Source organism: Streptomyces sp. NPDC026575, assembly GCF_055567415.1.
Genome location: NZ_JBVHQM010000020.1, coordinates 78,629 through 94,363 on the forward strand (window position 1 = coordinate 78,629; position 15,735 = coordinate 94,363).

12 protein-coding genes are annotated in these 15,735 nt (G+C 72.7%); 7 read left to right on the top strand and 5 right to left on the bottom strand.

Going from position 1 to position 15,735, the window contains the following annotated elements; genetic code table 11:
• Nucleotides 1-65: 65 nt before the first annotated feature.
• Nucleotides 66-1,715, bottom strand: coding sequence for a hypothetical protein (locus ACZ4NB_RS26365; protein ID WP_467665309.1), 1,650 nt, complete (start codon nucleotides 1,713-1,715; stop codon nucleotides 66-68).
• Between the two features lie 139 nt (nucleotides 1,716-1,854).
• Entirely contained in the window at nucleotides 1,855-2,973 is a 1,119-nt protein-coding gene (locus ACZ4NB_RS26370; RefSeq protein WP_467665310.1) for a ubiquitin family protein, read from the bottom strand.
• 235 nt (nucleotides 2,974-3,208) lie between these two features.
• Between ACZ4NB_RS26370 and ACZ4NB_RS26375 the strand changes: the two genes are divergently transcribed.
• The 7 genes from ACZ4NB_RS26375 (at nucleotide 3,209) to rarD (ending at nucleotide 12,442) form a co-directional block, all read left to right on the top strand.
• Entirely contained in the window at nucleotides 3,209-4,447 is a 1,239-nt protein-coding gene (locus ACZ4NB_RS26375; protein ID WP_467665312.1) for a sensor histidine kinase, read from the top strand.
• Between the two features lie 197 nt (nucleotides 4,448-4,644).
• A complete protein-coding gene (locus ACZ4NB_RS26380) occupies nucleotides 4,645-5,955 on the top strand; it encodes a sensor histidine kinase (protein ID WP_467665314.1) in 1,311 nt (436 codons plus the stop codon).
• Between the two features lie 248 nt (nucleotides 5,956-6,203).
• Nucleotides 6,204-6,863, top strand: a complete 660-nt coding sequence (locus tag ACZ4NB_RS26385) for a LuxR C-terminal-related transcriptional regulator (RefSeq protein ID WP_399146738.1) — start codon at nucleotides 6,204-6,206, stop codon at nucleotides 6,861-6,863.
• A gap of 294 nt (nucleotides 6,864-7,157) precedes the next feature.
• The gene (locus tag ACZ4NB_RS26390; protein ID WP_467665316.1) at nucleotides 7,158-9,110 is read left to right on the top strand and encodes a 2-oxoacid:acceptor oxidoreductase subunit alpha; all 1,953 of its coding nucleotides are present in this window, start codon (nucleotides 7,158-7,160) and stop codon (nucleotides 9,108-9,110) included.
• Nucleotides 9,103-10,197 carry a 2-oxoacid:ferredoxin oxidoreductase subunit beta gene (locus ACZ4NB_RS26395; RefSeq protein WP_467665318.1) on the top strand — a complete coding sequence of 365 codons (1,095 nt, stop codon included), beginning with the start codon at nucleotides 9,103-9,105 and terminating at the stop codon, nucleotides 10,195-10,197. Before ACZ4NB_RS26390 ends, ACZ4NB_RS26395 begins: the two co-directional genes overlap by 8 nt.
• A gap of 225 nt (nucleotides 10,198-10,422) precedes the next feature.
• A complete protein-coding gene (locus ACZ4NB_RS26400) occupies nucleotides 10,423-11,289 on the top strand; it encodes an SDR family oxidoreductase (protein WP_467665320.1) in 867 nt (288 codons plus the stop codon).
• A gap of 157 nt (nucleotides 11,290-11,446) precedes the next feature.
• Nucleotides 11,447-12,442 (top strand): EamA family transporter RarD, encoded by a 996-nt coding sequence (rarD, locus tag ACZ4NB_RS26405; RefSeq protein ID WP_467665322.1) that lies wholly within the window; start codon nucleotides 11,447-11,449, stop codon nucleotides 12,440-12,442.
• Here rarD and ACZ4NB_RS26410 read toward each other — a convergent pair.
• The 3 genes from ACZ4NB_RS26410 to ACZ4NB_RS26420 all read right to left on the bottom strand — a co-directional run bounded on the left by ACZ4NB_RS26410 (nucleotide 12,432) and on the right by ACZ4NB_RS26420 (nucleotide 15,710).
• On the bottom strand, nucleotides 12,432-13,301 hold the full coding sequence (locus ACZ4NB_RS26410; RefSeq protein WP_467665324.1) for an ABC transporter permease: 870 nt from the start codon (nucleotides 13,299-13,301) through the stop codon (nucleotides 12,432-12,434). The two genes, rarD and ACZ4NB_RS26410, sit on opposite strands and share 11 nt — an antisense overlap.
• A complete protein-coding gene (locus tag ACZ4NB_RS26415) occupies nucleotides 13,288-14,346 on the bottom strand; it encodes an ABC transporter ATP-binding protein (protein ID WP_467665326.1) in 1,059 nt (352 codons plus the stop codon). Before ACZ4NB_RS26415 ends, ACZ4NB_RS26410 begins: the two co-directional genes overlap by 14 nt.
• Nucleotides 14,347-14,438: 92 nt before the next feature.
• Nucleotides 14,439-15,710, bottom strand: a complete 1,272-nt coding sequence (locus ACZ4NB_RS26420; protein ID WP_467665328.1) for a LolA family protein — start codon at nucleotides 15,708-15,710, stop codon at nucleotides 14,439-14,441.
• Between the last annotated feature and the right edge of the window lie 25 nt (nucleotides 15,711-15,735).

The window sequence follows — 15,735 nt, forward strand, 5'->3', positions numbered from 1 at the left end:
TGTCTCATCAGGTGTCTCACAGAGCGGGATGCCGTGCCCGCCCACCGGGGCGGGAGCGAGCGGGATCAGCGGACCGGACCGCCGTCGAAGGGGCTCCTGGTGTCGGGGCCGGCGGCGGGAGCGGGGTGCTCCGGAGCCTGGGGAGCCGGCATCGGGGGTGCGGCCGGCGGCTGGGGCGCCGGGGGCCGGGCCCCGGGCCCCGGCTGGGGTGGAGCTGGGGCCTGGGGCACGGGCTGGGGCGGGTAGTGCTGCTGGGGCGCCGGCTGGGGTTGCCGTGGCGGGAGCGGCGCCGGCGCGTGAGGCGCCGGTTGCGGCTGTGCCGGAGGTGGCATGTGCGGCTGAGCCGGCAGTGGCGGCTGCGGCGTCGTCGGTGCCGGTGGGTACGCCGGCGCCTGGCCGGGCGCGGTCGCCGACGGCTGCCCCGGGGCGTACGCCGGCGCCGGGGCCTCGCCGTACGGGGTGGCCTGAACCGGTCCGTTGGCCGTCGCCTGGACCGGCGCTCCGGCGGGCGGCGCCGTCTGCGGCCGGCGCCGGCCCGGATCCCGCGAGGCCGCGCGGTTCATCGCCTCGGCCGCGATCCGCGCCGCCGCCTCCCGGGTCCGTTCGCCGAGCAGCTCCGTACGGATCGCGCCACCGGCCGCCAGATGGCGGTCGTACGGCAGGGGCAGCACCGCCGCGCCGCCGGCACCCAGGTGTTCGGCCGCCCTGCGGACATCGACACCGCTGTCGGGCGAGGAGTGGGTGAGCACGACCACCGTGGTCGGCAGCAGTCCGGGGTGCAGGCCGCCGATCCAGTTCAGTACGGAGCGGGTGGCCGCCACGCCCTCCGGGGTCGCCGGGGTGACCAGCACCCGCGCGTGCGTGGTCACCAGCGCGGTGCGCGCCACCTCGGCGGGCAGCGTCTCGCAGTCCACGACGGTGGCCGCGAAGTGGCGGCGCAGGGACGTCATCACGACGCGGTAGGTGTCGATGTCCAGGCGGGCACCGATGGAGCCCTGGCTGCCGGGCAGCAGCCAGCCGCCGCCGGCGAACGGCAGGAGGTAGCCGGTCAGGTCCGTGATCAGCATCGAGGGATCGACGATCTGCGCCAGATCGCTGCCCGACCAGCGCACCTCACGGGCGCCGAGGCGGTGCGGCAGCGTACCGAGCGCCGGGTCCGCCTCGACGGCGAGCACGGGGTCGGAGCGGTAGTGCGCGAAGGTGAGCGCCAGGAGGGCGGCGACGGTGGACTTGCCCGCACCGCCCCGGATGCTGGACACGGCGATCTGCCGCCCCGTGGTCACGGGCTGCTGGATGGCGTACGCGGCCTGGGTGACGGCGGCCGTCTCGGCGGCCGGCGACGAGGCGAAGACCCGGCGCAGCGCGCGGCCGGCGCGCCGGGCCAGCGGGTCGCCGCGGCGCGGCCTGGGCTGCCCGTCGGCCAGCTCGGGCGGCAGAAGGGGCACGGAGACGGGCGTCCGCGCCGGCAGCCCGGACCGGCCGTAGCGGCCGGGGGCGGGGGCGGGGGCCTGGGCGGACGGCGCCGAGGGCTGGGGAGACGGCGCCGACGGCTGGGCGACCGGCGGGCCGCTCGGGGCGGGGGCGCCGGGCGAGGGCATCGGCCCGGCGGGGGGTATCGGCCCGGCGGGGGGTATCGGCCCGGCCGCCTGCACCGGCTCGGTGACCGGCGCCGGCTCGGTGGCCGGAAGGGCTCCCGACCCGTAGCTCGCGCTCACCGCATCCCCGCCTTCTGCCGCTCCGGCTCCCATTCGGGCCCCCTCGCCCACTCCCGCTCCGTCCACGTTCGCTCCGTCCGAAATCGCTCGGCCCGGGTTCGCTCCCGACGATGACAAGACCCCTCCACCACCCTCCGGGTCAGGACGAGCCGAACAGCAGGCCGTAGAGCCCGAAGGCCCCGAGGGCCACCGGGATCAGCGCCACGACGCTCACCGACTCGGCCAGGTCCAGCCACCGCCGCAGCCGCGCCCGCAGCGCCTCCGGAACCCGCGCGGCGAGCACCGCGACCGGCAGCACGGCCAGCACCCCCAGCGTGGCCAGCGCGAACGCCGGCGCCCCGCCGTCGGTGGCCCAGAGCAACACCAGCCGTACGCCCACCACCAGGCCCGCCGCCAGCAGTGCGACGACCTCCACGGCCAGCGGATAGGCGCGGGCCCGCGAGCACAGGACGACACACAGCAGCAGTCCGGCGAGCACCGTCCACAGGCCGGGCGTGCGCACCGCGAGCACCCCCGCAGCGCCGGCCGAGGCCGCCATCGCCACCGTGGCCAGGGCCAGCTCCCGATGGGCGGCGGCCAGCGCGCCCGCCACCTGATGCCTGCTGACCGGTGTGCCGCCGGAGCGCTGGTCGTCGAGCCTGGTCAGACCGGCCGCCATCAGGGCGAGCCGCGGCAGATAGCCGAGGACCAGTACGGAGCCGAAGCCGAGCGCGACTCCCGTACGCGCGGGGGTGGTCAGGGCCAGTCCCAGCCCCCAGGCGCCCACGGCGAGCGCGACCGACGCCGCGCCTATCAGGCAGGCGCGACCGAGCCCCGCACAGAGTCCGAGGAGCGCGAGCACGGCCGCGACGGTCAGCCCGACGGCGGCGAGCCTGGGGCCGCCGTCCGGGACCGCCTGCCAGGCCGCGGCCACCCCGAGGGTGCCGCCGAGCAGCAGGGCGGCTTGGGAGGCGGGCCGCCCCGTCCGTCCGGCGCGTGTGCCGAGGGCCGCCGCGGCGCCCGTGATGACGACGGCGGCGATGCCGAGCCCCAGGGCGGCGCTGGCGCTGCCGTACCAGCTGTGTGCGCAGATCCCGGCGAGCGCGCCGAGCAGCACGCTCGCCGCCGTCGCGGTCCAGGCCCTGCTCCGCTCGCCCCATCCCCAGCCGCGGACATCGAGGGGGCCGGCCACGGCGTCGGTGAGGTCCCGCGCCGCGGAGTCCGGCTGCCGCGCGGCGAAATCCGGCTTCAGCAACCGGCCGTCGTCACTGCGCGCCATCGCCACCCGCCCCTCCCGTTGTGCGTCGCCACACAATACGGTCCCGGCGTCGCGCCCTGTCCACCGCTGTGGACAACGAAGCGGGCATCGGCCGCTCCCCACGCGCTGTGCCGGGGCCAGGGCCTTGACCTGCGACGGGGCGGACGGTGCGGGAAGCGAGGGTGGGGAAAACCCCACCATCAGCCACCCCAGCCGCCCCATGGCAACCGCAGCCTCGGCCGGGCAGGCTGGGGGCATGACGGACAGTTCCCGACCCGGTGCCGCTGCTGACGACCTTGACGGTGCCTCACCCCCGCCACCCAAAGCGGCGCTCAGCAAGGCGACATGGCAGGAGATCGCCTATCTGCTGGCCAACTTCCCGCTGGGCGTCGCGGCGTTCGCGGTGGTGGTCGTCTGGCTGACGCTCGGACTCGGGCTGTCGGTCACCGTGATCGGGCTGCCGCTGCTGGCCACGGGGCTGACGGCGTGCCGGCAGTACGGGAGGCTGGAGCGGGCCAGGGCGCGGGCGCTGCTCGGGGTGCGGGTCGAGGAGCCGAGCCCGCTGCGGGCGCGGGAGTCCGGGTTCTTCCCCTGGCTGTGGACGCGCCTCAAGGACCCGGTCGCCTGGCGGCACGCGCTGTTCGCGTTCGTCCGGCTGCCGTGGGCGCTTCTCACGTTCACGGTCGTCTTCGCCTCGCTCTTCGTGGGCTGGCCGGCGCTCCCCTGGGTGGCGCGCTGGCTGTCGAACGTCGACCGGGCGATGGTGCGCGGCCTGCTGTCGCCGTCCGACGAGCTGGAGCGGCGGATCGCCGAGCTGGAGTCGGACCGGGTGACGGTCACCGACACCGCGGCCGCCGATCTGCGGCGGATCGAGCGGGATCTGCACGACGGCGCGCAGGCCCGGCTGGTGGCGCTGGCCATGGGGCTCGGGCTGGCGAAGGAGAAGCTGCTGGAGGGGCAGGCCGACGAAACCGTGGCGGCGATGGTGGACGAGGCGCACGGCGAGGTGAAGCTGGCGCTGCAGGAGCTGCGGGATCTGGCCCGGGGCATCCATCCGGCGATCCTCACCGACCGCGGGCTGGGGCCCGCCCTGGCCTCGCTGGCCGGGCGCTGCACGGTGCCCGCGACGACCTCCGTCGACCTGTCCGAGCGGCCCGCGCCCGCCATCGAGGGCATCGCCTACTTCACCGTCTCCGAGCTGCTGCAGAACGTCTCCAAGCACAGCGCCGCACGGCGGGCGTCCGTCGAGGTGTGGCGGGCGGAGGACCGCCTGCTGATCCAGGTGGTGGACGACGGGCGGGGCGGGGCGCGGCTGGACGGCGGCAGCGGGATGGCCGGGCTCGCCGAGCGGCTGGGGTCGGTGGACGGGCTGTTCGTGCTGGATTCGCCGGCCGGCGGGCCCACGCGGGTGACGGCGGAGCTGCCGTGGCGGGCGCGCGACGGGGCGGGGGCGGCGCCGGCGTCGCAGCGGGAGCGGCGGCCGCGGGGCCGCTGACCTGCGAGTTGCGCTGAACCCCAGGTCAGGGGGTGGGGAAAACCCCAGGAAAAGACTGCGAAGACCCTCATGGTGCGCCGGGCTCGGCTCGCGGAGGCTTGTCGTAGCGGAAAACCGCTGGGCCCGCGCAGGGCCGGCAGCTCACGCAGCGGCGCCGACAGGCAGGAACCGCATACGACAGAACGGACGACGAGACGATGGATATGGCATACGCACCGCAGCCCGGCGGCTCACGAGTGCCCGTGGGAGTGCGCGCCCCGTTCTCCGGGCGCACCTGGCGGGAGTTCCTCTACCTCTTCCTCAGCCTCCCGATGTCCATCGTGATGTTCACGTACGCCATAGCGGTGGTCTCGCTCGGCGCCGGTCTGCTGGTGACGTTCCTCGGCATTCCGGTGCTGGCGGGCGGCCTGGCCGGCAACCGGGGGCTGGGCAGCGTGGAGCGTGCGCGGGCCCGGGGTCTGCTGGCGCTGGACGTGGCCGATCCCGAGCCGGTGCGTCCCTCGAAGCCGGGCGTGATGGGCTGGGTCGGGGCCGTGCTGAAGAGCGGGGTGTCCTGGCGGCACCTGCTCTACTCCCTGCTGCACTTCCCGTGGGCGGTCTTCTCCTTCGTCTTCTCGGTGACGTTCTGGACCATCGGCTGGGCGCTGCTGGCCTATCCGCTGTGGCGGTGGACGTTCCCCGCCTACCTCGACCAGCCGGGCATCCAGATGTGGGGCGGCGGCGGCAACGGCTTCTATCTCGACACCACCGCGGAGATCTGGATCACCAGCGGGGTGGGGCTGCTGCTCGTGCTGGCCGGGCCGTGGGTGATCCGCGGACTGACGCAGGTGGACCGGGTGATGGTCCACGGCCTGCTGGGCCCCTCCTCGCTCGCCACCCGGGTCGTCGAGCTGGAGTCGGACCGCGGCGTGGTGGTGGACACCGCGGCGGCCGATCTGCGCCGCATCGAGCGCGATCTGCACGACGGTGCGCAGGCGCGGCTGGTGTCGCTCGCCATGGATCTGGGCCTGGCCAAGGAGAAGCTGGCACAGGACCCGGAAGCCGCGGCGCGGATGGTCGACGAGGCACACGGGGAGGTGAAGATCGCGCTCCAGGAGCTGCGCGATCTGGCCCGGGGGATACACCCGGCGATCCTCACCGACCGGGGCCTCGGCCCGGCGCTGTCGGCGCTGGCCGCCCGCTGCACGGTTCCGGTGCAGGTGACGGTGGACCTCGACCACCGCCCGGCGGCGGCCATCGAGGGCATCGCCTACTTCACCGCCTCCGAGCTGCTGCAGAACGTCTCCAAGCACGCCCGGGCCACCCGCGCGACGGTGGATGTCTGGCGCACCGCGGACCGGCTCGTGGTGCTGGTGACGGACGACGGCAGGGGCGGTGCCCGCCCCGACGCCGGCACCGGCCTGGCCGGCCTCGCGGAGCGACTCGGCTCCGTCGACGGCCTGCTGATAGTGGACTCCCCGATCGGCGGTCCGACGTCCATCACGGCCGAACTGCCCTGGCGCGGGTGACTGCGGGGACACCGGAGCGGGGATAGCGGGCGGCGGCCGGGGACGGGACGGGGGTCCGGCCCCGGCACCCTCGCCCCCCGCCACGCCTGCGCCGTTCTCCCCTCCGGCGCCGCTCGCCCGCCCCGCCTGGGCACCGCCCCGCTCCCCTTCGCCCCCTGATCCGCCCGCCCGCGTCCGAATGCTGGAATGCTGGGGCCGGCAGGGTGGGTGCGATGAGGCATGGGGGATCGGACGTCGTGGAGGACAAGGTGCGGGTGGTCATCGCCGAGGATTCGGTGCTGCTCCGGGAGGGGCTGACCCGGCTGCTCACCGACCGTGGGCATGAGGTCGTGGCGGGCGTGGGGGACGCCGAGGCGCTGATCAAGGCGATCGGGGAGCTGGCCGACGAGGACGCGCTGCCGGATGTGGTGGTGGCGGACGTACGGATGCCGCCGACGCACACCGACGAGGGGGTGCGGGCCGCGATCCGGCTGCGCCGCGACCATCCGGGCCTGGGGGTGCTGGTGCTCTCGCAGTACGTCGAGGAGCAGTACGCCACGGAACTGCTGGCCGGGTCGAGCCGGGGTATCGGCTATCTGCTCAAGGACCGGGTCGCCGAGGTGCGGGAGTTCGTCGACGCGGTGGTCCGGGTCGCCGAGGGCGGCACCGCGCTGGACCCGGAGGTGGTGGCACAGCTGCTGGGCCGCAGCCGTAAGCAGGATGTGCTGGCCAATCTGACGCCGCGCGAGCGGGAAGTACTGGGGCTGATGGCCGAGGGCCGGACGAACTCCGCCATCGCCCGGCAGCTGGTGGTCAGCGACGGTGCGGTCGAGAAGCACGTCAGCAACATCTTCCTGAAGCTGGGGCTGGCGCAGAGTGACGGGGATCACCGCAGAGTGCTTGCCGTACTCACCTATCTCAACTCCTGACAGCCTGACACTGTCTCAGATTGGCAGGCCGAGGCCATTTTCGCCACGGCCCGGGACTTTGGGCGTAGAACCAATGGAGGAGTCCGGAGCGTCATGAATAAGGGGTTACGGGGGCGATGATTTCATGACAAAACACGCCAGATCGGTGTCTCATCTTGAGGTCCACCATGCGATCCACCCAGGGAAGGTCACCCTTACCCACGTACGATGGTTATGGGACAACCGTCCGGTACGACTCGTCCCGAGCCCTGCCTCCGGCGGGGACGCCGCACCCCTCGAGGGAGGTCCGAAGCAGTGACCAGCCAGGTCAGTAGCCCAGCCGAGCAGACCGACGCAGCGCTAGTCGGGGAACAGCGCTCTTCCGGTAACGGCGGGGAAGGCAAGGAAGTCCGGCGCCTGGACCGGGTGATCATCCGGTTCGCCGGTGACTCCGGTGACGGAATGCAGCTCACCGGAGACCGGTTCACCTCAGAAACGGCGTCGTTCGGCAACGACCTGTCGACGCTGCCCAACTTCCCCGCCGAGATCCGGGCGCCCGCCGGCACGCTGCCGGGCGTCTCCAGCTTCCAGCTGCACTTCGCCGATCACGACATCCTCACGCCCGGAGACGCTCCGAACGTGCTGGTGGCGATGAACCCGGCCGCGCTCAAGGCGAACCTCGCCGACGTCCCGCGAGGCGCGGAGATCATCGTCAACACCGACGAGTTCACCAAGCGCCCGATGGCGAAGGTCGGCTATGCGACCAGCCCGCTGGAGGACGGCTCGCTGGCCGCCTACAACGTCCATCCGGTGCCGCTGACGACGCTGACGATCGAGGCGCTCAAGGAGTTCGGGCTCTCCCGCAAGGAGGCCGAGCGCAGCAAGAACATGTTCGCGCTGGGGCTGCTGTCGTGGATGTACCACCGCCCGACCGAAGGCACCGAGAAGTTCCTGCGCGCCAAGTTCGCCAAGAAGCCGGACATCGCGGAGGCGAACGTCACCGCCTTCCGGGCGGGCTGGAACTTCGGCGAGACGACCGAGGACTTCGCGGTCTCCTACGAGGTCGCACCGGCCACCAAGGCCTTCCCGACCGGCACCTACCGCAACATCTCCGGCAACCTCGCGCTGTCCTACGGCCTGGTCGCCGCCTCCCAGCAGGCGGATCTGCCGCTGTACCTGGGCTCCTACCCGATCACCCCGGCCTCCGACATCCTGCACGAGCTGTCCAAGCACAAGAACTTCGGTGTGCGGACGTTCCAGGCGGAGGACGAGATCGCCGGTATCGGCGCGGCGCTGGGCGCGGCGTTCGGCGGCGCCCTGGCGGTGACGACGACGTCCGGCCCGGGTGTGGCGCTGAAGTCGGAGACCATCGGTCTCGCGGTCAGCCTCGAACTTCCGCTGCTGATCGTGGACATCCAGCGCGGCGGGCCCTCGACGGGTCTGCCGACGAAGACCGAGCAGGCCGACCTGCTGCAGGCGATGTACGGGCGCAACGGCGAGGCGCCGGTGCCGATCGTGGCGCCCAGGACTCCCGCCGACTGCTTCGACGCGGCGCTGGACGCGGCCCGTATCGCGCTGACGTACCGCACCCCCGTCTTCCTGCTCTCCGACGGCTATCTGGCCAACGGCTCCGAGCCCTGGCGGATCCCCGACGTCGGGGAACTCCCCGATCTGCGCGTGCAGTTCGCCTCCGGCCCCAACCACGAGCTGGCGGACGGCACGGAGGTCTTCTGGCCGTACAAGCGCGATGAGCAGACCCTGGCCCGCCCCTGGGCGGTGCCGGGCACTCCGGGCCTGGAGCACCGCATCGGCGGTATCGAGAAGCAGGACGGCACCGGCAACATCTCCTACGACCCCGCCAACCACGACTTCATGGTGCGCACCCGCCAGGCCAAGGTCGACGGCATCGAGGTCCCGGACCTGGTGGTCGACGACCCCACCGACGACAGCGGCCGGGGTGCCGGCACCCTGGTCATCGGCTGGGGTTCGACGTACGGACCCATCACCGCGGCGGTACGGCGCGTAAGGGGCGCAGGGGAGCGCATCGCGCAGGCCCATCTGCGCCATCTCAACCCCTTCCCCCGGAATCTGGGGGAGGTCCTGGCGCGTTACGACAAGGTCATCGTGCCGGAGATGAACCTCGGGCAGCTCGCCACTCTGCTGCGCGCCAAGTACCTGGTCGACGCCCGCTCGCACACCCAGGTCAGCGGAATGCCGTTCAAGGCCGAGCAGCTCGCGGAGGTCTTTAAGGAGGCCATCAATGACTGAGACGATCTCGGAGCGGCCCTCGCAGATCGAGGCGCTCTCCTTGGTGCCCAAGGCCGAGGCCAAGCAGTCCATGAAGGACTTCAAGTCCGATCAGGAAGTGCGCTGGTGCCCCGGTTGCGGTGACTACGCCGTCCTCGCCGCCGTGCAGGGCTTCATGCCCGAGCTCGGCCTGGCGAAGGAGAACATCGTCTTCGTCTCCGGCATCGGCTGCTCCTCCCGCTTCCCGTACTACATGAACACCTACGGGATGCACTCCATCCACGGCCGCGCCCCGGCCATCGCCACGGGCCTGGCCTCCTCGCGGCGCGATCTGTCCGTCTGGGTCGTCACGGGCGACGGCGATGCGCTGTCCATCGGCGGCAACCACCTCATCCACGCCCTGCGGCGCAACGTCAACCTCAAGATCCTGCTGTTCAACAACCGGATCTACGGTCTGACCAAGGGCCAGTACAGCCCCACCTCCGAGGTCGGCAAGATCACCAAGTCGACGCCGATGGGCTCGCTGGACGCGCCGTTCAACCCGGTCTCGCTGGCACTCGGGGCCGAGGCGACGTTCGTGGCCCGTACGGTCGACTCCGACCGCAAGCACCTCACCTCGGTGCTGCGGGAGGCCGCCGCCCACCCCGGCACGGCGCTGGTGGAGATCTACCAGAACTGCAACATCTTCAACGACGGCGCCTTCGAGGTCCTGAAGGACAAGGAGCAGGCCCAGGAGGCCGTCATCCGCCTGGAGCACGGCCAGCCGATCCGCTTCGGCGCGCCGGCCGCCGACGGCCTCGGCTCCAAGGGCGTGGTCCGCGACCCGGTCACCGGCGACCTCAAGATCATCGACGTGCAGCAGGAGGGCACGGAGGGGGTGCTGGTGCACGATGCGCACAACCCCTCCCCCACCACGGCCTTCGCGCTCTCCCGGCTCGCGGACCCCGACACCCTCCACCACACCCCGATCGGTGTGCTCCGCAACGTCGAACGTCCGGTCTACGACACCCTGATGTCCGAGCAGCTGGACACCGCCATCGAGCAGCAGGGTAAGGGCGACCTCGCCGCGCTGCTGACCGGCAACGACACCTGGACGGTCGTCGGCTGACGAGGACGGTCCACGGCCGGCCGTGCCGCCGGGCACGGCCGATGCGTGCAGGGCCCCGGAAACCGCCGCGGGTGTCCGTACGGGAACGTCCCAGGGCGTCCCCGTACGGGCACCCGCTCGCGGTTGCGGGGTGCGGTGCCTGGTTCGACCTGGGCGCGGCGCGTCTCTTCTGCGCGTCTCGTACGAGTGCCATGCTGGCGGCCTCCAACCGCCAAGGGGCAAGACATGAGCATCGTGGTCACCGGCGCCAGCGGGGCACTCGGCCGGCTGGTCATCGACGAACTGCTCAAGCGCGCCGCACCGGGCGACATCGTCGCGGTCGCCCGGGACCGGGCCAAGACGGCGGGCCTGGCGGCGCTCGGCGTCGGCATCAAGATCGCGGACTACGGTCGGCCCGAGACGCTCGAAGGGGTCTTCGCGGCCGGCGACCGGGTGCTGCTCATCTCCGGAAACGAGGCCGGTCAGCGCCTCACCCAGCATCGCGACGTGATCGACGCGGCGCGCGAGGCGGGCGTGGGGCTGCTGGCGTACACCAGCGTGCTGGGCGGGCCGACCGCGACCTTCTCCATCGCCGAGGAGCACATCGCCACCGAGCAGGCGCTGCTCGCGTCCGGTGTGCCGTACTGCCTGCTGCGCAACGGCTGGTACCACGAGAACTACACGGGTGCGCTGGCCGGCACGCTGAAGGCCGGCGCGGTGGTCGGCAGCGCGGGCGAGGGCCGGGTGGCCTCTGCCGCGCGCCGGGACTATGCCGAGGCGGCCGCCGTCGTGCTCACCGGCACCGGTCATGAGAACGCGGTGTACGAGCTGAGCGGTGACACCGCCTGGTCGATGGCGGAGTACGCCGCCGAGGTGTCCCGGCAGACCGGCCGGCGGATCCCGTACCGCGATCTGCCCCAGGAGCGGTACGTGGCCCTCATGATCGAGTCGGGGGTGCCGGCCCTGGGGGCGCAGCTGGTCGCCGACGCGGACGCCGGGATCTCCCGGGGCGAGCTGGCGGCGGCGCCCGGCGACCTCTCCCGGCTCATCGGCCGCCCGACGACACCGCTCGCCGAGTCGATCGCGGACGCCCTGGAACGACTGCAGAGCTGAGGCGACTACCGGCCCGCGGCGGCCCCGCTCTGAGGCGGCACCCCGCCGTCATTCTCCCGCCACACCCTTGTCATGACCGTCTATCGATACGCACATGACAGGCGGGCCGGTGGGCGCTACCTTCACAAGGACGACGAAGCACATCAGGAGGGTCCCCTTGCAGCATCGAGCCGATCAGCGCGCTGGACTCGCCTATGGCATCGCCGCCTACACCATGTGGGGCCTGCTGCCCCTCTACTGGCATCTGCTGGACACCGTCGCGCCGTCCGAGATCCTGGCCCACCGGATGGCGTGGTCGCTGCCCGTCGCCGTCGTCATCCTTGCCGTGCTGCGCCGCTGGGCCTGGATAGGCCCGCTGCTGCGGCAGCCCAAGCGGCTCGCACTGGTCCTGGTCTGCGCCGTGGTCATCTCGGCCAACTGGTTCCTCTACATCTGGGCGGTCAACGCCGGGCACGTCCTGGAAGCGTCGCTCGGCTACTTCATCAACCCTCTGGTCAGCATCGCCTTCGGCGTGCTCGTACTGCGTGAGCGGCTGCGGCCGTTGCAGTGGACGGCCGTGGGCGTGGGCACCCTGGCCGTCGTGGTGATGACCGTCGCCTACGGCAAGGTGCCCTGGATCGCGCTCGGTCTGGCCTTCTCCTTCGCGACGTACGGGCTGGTCAAGAAGGGCATCAAGCTCGACGGCATCGAGGGCTTCAGCGCCGAGACGGCGATGCAGCTGCTGCCCGCGCTGGGCTTCCTGATCTACCTCGGGACACAGGGCCGGTCCAGCTTCGTCAGCGGCGGAGTGGGCCAGGCGCTGCTGCTCGCGGCCTGCGGAGTGGCGACCGCGGTCCCGCTGATCTGCTTCGGCGCCTCGGCGGTGCGGCTGCCGCTGACCGTGATCGGGATGCTGCAGTACCTGGCGCCGACCTTCCAGTTCGTGCTGGGGCTCGCGGTCTTCCACGAGGAGATGCCGCCGGAGCGCTGGGCCGGCTTCGCGCTGGTGTGGGTGGCGCTGGTGGTGCTGACCTGGGACGCGCTGCGCACGGCGCGGCGGGCCCGGATGCAGCTGGCCGCCGCGGCGGCCCGTGCGGGCGAGGCGGCCGCGACCGAGGCGATGGCGTCGGCGGCGCAGCCCGCCGCCGTGCGGCCCCCCGGCCTCAAGCCGTGATGTCGCGGGTGGTGAACCGCGCCCAGGCCGCCGCCCCGAACACCGCCGCGTAGAGCGCCTGCAGGCCGAAGTTCTTCTGCAGCTGGTCCCAGTAGACGGGGTCGCGCAGCAGGTCCGCGAAGGACAGCCAGTAGTGCGGGAAGAGGTACGGCTGAATGGCGTCCAGCTGCGGGATGGTGTCCAGGATCTGCACGGTGATCAGCAGCCCGACCGTGGTCGCCATGGCGGCGATACCGCTGCTGGTGAGCGTCGATATGAACAGGCCGACGGCGGCCACCCCGGTCAGGGACAGCGCCACCGCTCCCGCGATGGCCAGCGCCCGCAGCAGCCCCTCGGCGAAGGACACGGTCGTGCCGGAGAGCAGGGTGATCTCGCCCAGGGGAAAGAGCAGAGCGCCGGTCACCAGCGCGAAGAGCGCCACGACCAGGGTGCCCACCAGGCAGAACGCCATGGCCGTGGCGAATTTGACCAGCAGCAGGCGGGTGCGGCCCGCGGGAGCGACCAGGAGGTAGCGCAGCGTCCCGCCGTGCGCCTCGCCGGCTATGGAGTCGCCCGCGATCACGCCGATGGACATCGGCAGGAAGAACGGCAGCGTCACCGCGAGCGAGGCGAAGACCAGGAAGAGGCCGTTGTTGCTGACCTGGGAGATGAACGCCGGGCCGCCCGCACCGCCGCCACCCGCCCCGCCGTCACCGGTCTCGATCTTGACGGCGATGCCGACCAGGACCGGTACGCCGGCGAGCACCGCCAGCAGCGCCAGGGTGCGCCAGCGCCGGAAGGTCATGGTGATCTCGCTGCGCAGCAGGCCCAGCGACCACAGTGGCCGTGTCCGGCGCGGCACCGCCTCAGCCTGCGACATCGAATCCCTCCCCGGTCAGATGCACGAAGACGTCCTCAAGCGAGGCGCGTTCGGTGCCGAAGGCGCGGACCCGGACTCCGGCGCGCACCAGGGCGGCGTTGATGTCCGCCAGCTCCAGGGGCGCCCGATCGCCCGGCCGGTCCGAAGGACCGGCCGGCAGCTCGCCCGTCACCCGGTCGTCGGTGACCTGAAGTCCGGTCACACCGTGTTCCTTCAGCACCCGCACCGCGTCCGCCCCGTCGGGGGTCGTCACCGTCAGCCGGCCGTGGCCGCGCGGCCCGAGGACCGTGGCGGAGAGGTCGGCGACCGTGCCCTGGGTGATCAGCCGGCCGCGGGCCATCACCGCGGCATGGGTACAGACCTGCTCGATCTCGTCGAGGAGGTGGGAGGAGAGGAAGACGGTCGTACCGTCGGCGGCCAGTTCCCGGACCAGGGTGCGGATCTCCCGCATGCCCTGCGGGTCCAGGCCGTTGGTGGGCTCGTCGAGCACCAGCAGCTCACGGGGCTGGAGCAGCGCCGCCGCCAGTCCGAGGCGCTGCTTCATACCGAGGGAGTAGGCCCGCGCCTTCTTGCCGGCCGCGGCGGCCAGGCCCACCCGTTCCAGTGCGCTGCCGACGCGCTGTGTGCGAGTACGGGGATCGGCGGCGGGGTCGGCGGCGTCGAAGCGCCGCAGGTTGTCGCGGCCGCTGAGGAAGCCGTAGAGCGCCGGGCCCTCGATGAGGGCGCCGACCTTGGGGAGCACCCGGCGGCCCGCGGCGGGCATCGGCTGCCCGAGCACCCGGGCGCTGCCGGCGGTCGCGTCGATCAGGCCCATCAGCATGCGGATGGTGGTGGTCTTGCCGGAGCCGTTGGGGCCGAGGAAGCCGAAGACGCTGCCGCGCGGTACGGCCAGATCAAGGCCGTCGACGGCGAGCTGGCCACCGCGGTATGCCTTGGTCAGCCCCCGCGTCTCGATCGCCCCGTCCCCGGCCGGCGGGTCGTCGAAGGCGGCCGGGCCCGTGGCTGGGCGCGCGCCAGCGGCCCCCGGGGCGGGCGGCTGTGGCATCGGCTCCCCCAACGTCGTACGGCTGGCCTGCGGGCCGCGCCGCGCCGCCCGGGTAGGGGCGGCGCGGCGGTCCCTGGTGCTGTGGCGGCCCGTTACTTGGCGGCGTTGGCCGCGTCGATCAGGGCCTGCTTGTCGACGGCACCGACGTAGATCGTGCCGTTGTCCGTTATCAGGGCGTTGACCAGGCGGGTGCTGAAGATCCGGCCGGAGCCGAAGGAGCCGCTGGCCTTGTCGCCGATGCTGTCCAGGAACTTGCCGACGTCGCCGCCCGCGCCCTGCTCCTTGCCCGAGGGCAGGCCGGGGCCGGCGCCCTTGATCGTGGCGATGGACGTCCAGCCCTTGCCGATGACGTTCAGCCCGCCCAGGTCCTTCTCGACGTCCTTCATGCCCTTGCGGGAACCGAAGTTTTTGGCGCCCTTGCCGTGTTCGCGCTCGGCCTTCGCGCGCTCCTGGTCGCCGTTGACGACCTTGGCGCCCTTGGGCGGGGTGAAGGAGAACAGGCTCGCGGCGGGCTTGGCGAAGTCGACATCGGTGTAGCCGACGTCGATGGCGGCCGCGCCACCGCTCTTGGGGGTCAGGGTGAACTTCAGCGGGACGCCGTTGGCGGCGTCCACCGCGACCCGGATCGAGCCGACCGTCGAAGCGGCCTGCTTGGGCTTGATCAGCAGCTGGTAGGCGTCCCGCCCGGCGACCTTGGCGGTGCCGTCGACGGTGACCGAGGTCGTGTCCCCGGCCGCCTCCAGGGCCTGCTTGGCCAGGTCCTGCGGGGTGGCGTTCTTCAGGTCCTTGGGGAGGTCCTTGGGCGCATGGTGCTGCTTGCCGTGCCGGCCGGCGTCCGGCGCGGTGCTGTGGACGGCGGTGTTGCTGCCGCTGTCGTACGCCCAGACGTCGTTGCCGTTGTGGACGAGGCTGTACTCGGCGGCCTTGTCGACGATCGACAGCCGCTGCTTGCCGGGGCCGTCGGCGGCGACACGGAGCGTGTGCGCACCGGACGCCAGCTCCATCAGCTTGCTCTCGGGCGCCGCGGACGCGCCGTCGCCCTCCTTCTCGCCGCCGCCCTGGCTGCCGCCGAAGCCGCCGGCCCCTCCGGCCATGCCCGGCAGGGCGGGCAGGCCGAGGTCGGTGGTGATCCGGACCGTGCCGGAGAGCTGCTGGACATCCGACTTGGCGATCTTGGCGATCAGGTCCTGCGCCGAGATCTTCGGCAGGTCCGGGGAGCCGCCGGCGAACGCCGGGACCAGCCCGATCGTGGCCGCCGCCACTCCCGCCACCGCGACCGGCACGGCGTACCGCACCGCTTTGCGGCGCTTCGGGGAGTGTCCCCCGTCCCCTTCGGTGACCTCTGTCGGTTCGTACCGTGGCATCTTGCCTACCTCCGTCGTATGCGGC

Excerpts from the sequence above, each read along its gene's own strand:
- ACZ4NB_RS26380 (WP_467665314.1), top strand. The coding sequence starts at position 4,645 with ATGGATATGGCATACGCACCGCAGCCCGGCGGCTCACGAGTGCCCGTG.
- ACZ4NB_RS26410 (WP_467665324.1), bottom strand. The coding sequence starts at position 13,301 with ATGTCGCAGGCTGAGGCGGTGCCGCGCCGGACACGGCCACTGTGGTCG.
- ACZ4NB_RS26395 (WP_467665318.1), top strand. The coding sequence starts at position 9,103 with ATGACTGAGACGATCTCGGAGCGGCCCTCGCAGATCGAGGCGCTCTCC.
- ACZ4NB_RS26375 (WP_467665312.1), top strand. The coding sequence starts at position 3,209 with ATGACGGACAGTTCCCGACCCGGTGCCGCTGCTGACGACCTTGACGGT.
- ACZ4NB_RS26415 (WP_467665326.1), bottom strand. The coding sequence starts at position 14,346 with ATGCCACAGCCGCCCGCCCCGGGGGCCGCTGGCGCGCGCCCAGCCACG.
- ACZ4NB_RS26400 (WP_467665320.1), top strand. The coding sequence starts at position 10,423 with ATGAGCATCGTGGTCACCGGCGCCAGCGGGGCACTCGGCCGGCTGGTC.
- ACZ4NB_RS26420 (WP_467665328.1), bottom strand. The coding sequence starts at position 15,710 with ATGCCACGGTACGAACCGACAGAGGTCACCGAAGGGGACGGGGGACAC.
- ACZ4NB_RS26370 (WP_467665310.1), bottom strand. The coding sequence starts at position 2,973 with ATGGCGCGCAGTGACGACGGCCGGTTGCTGAAGCCGGATTTCGCCGCG.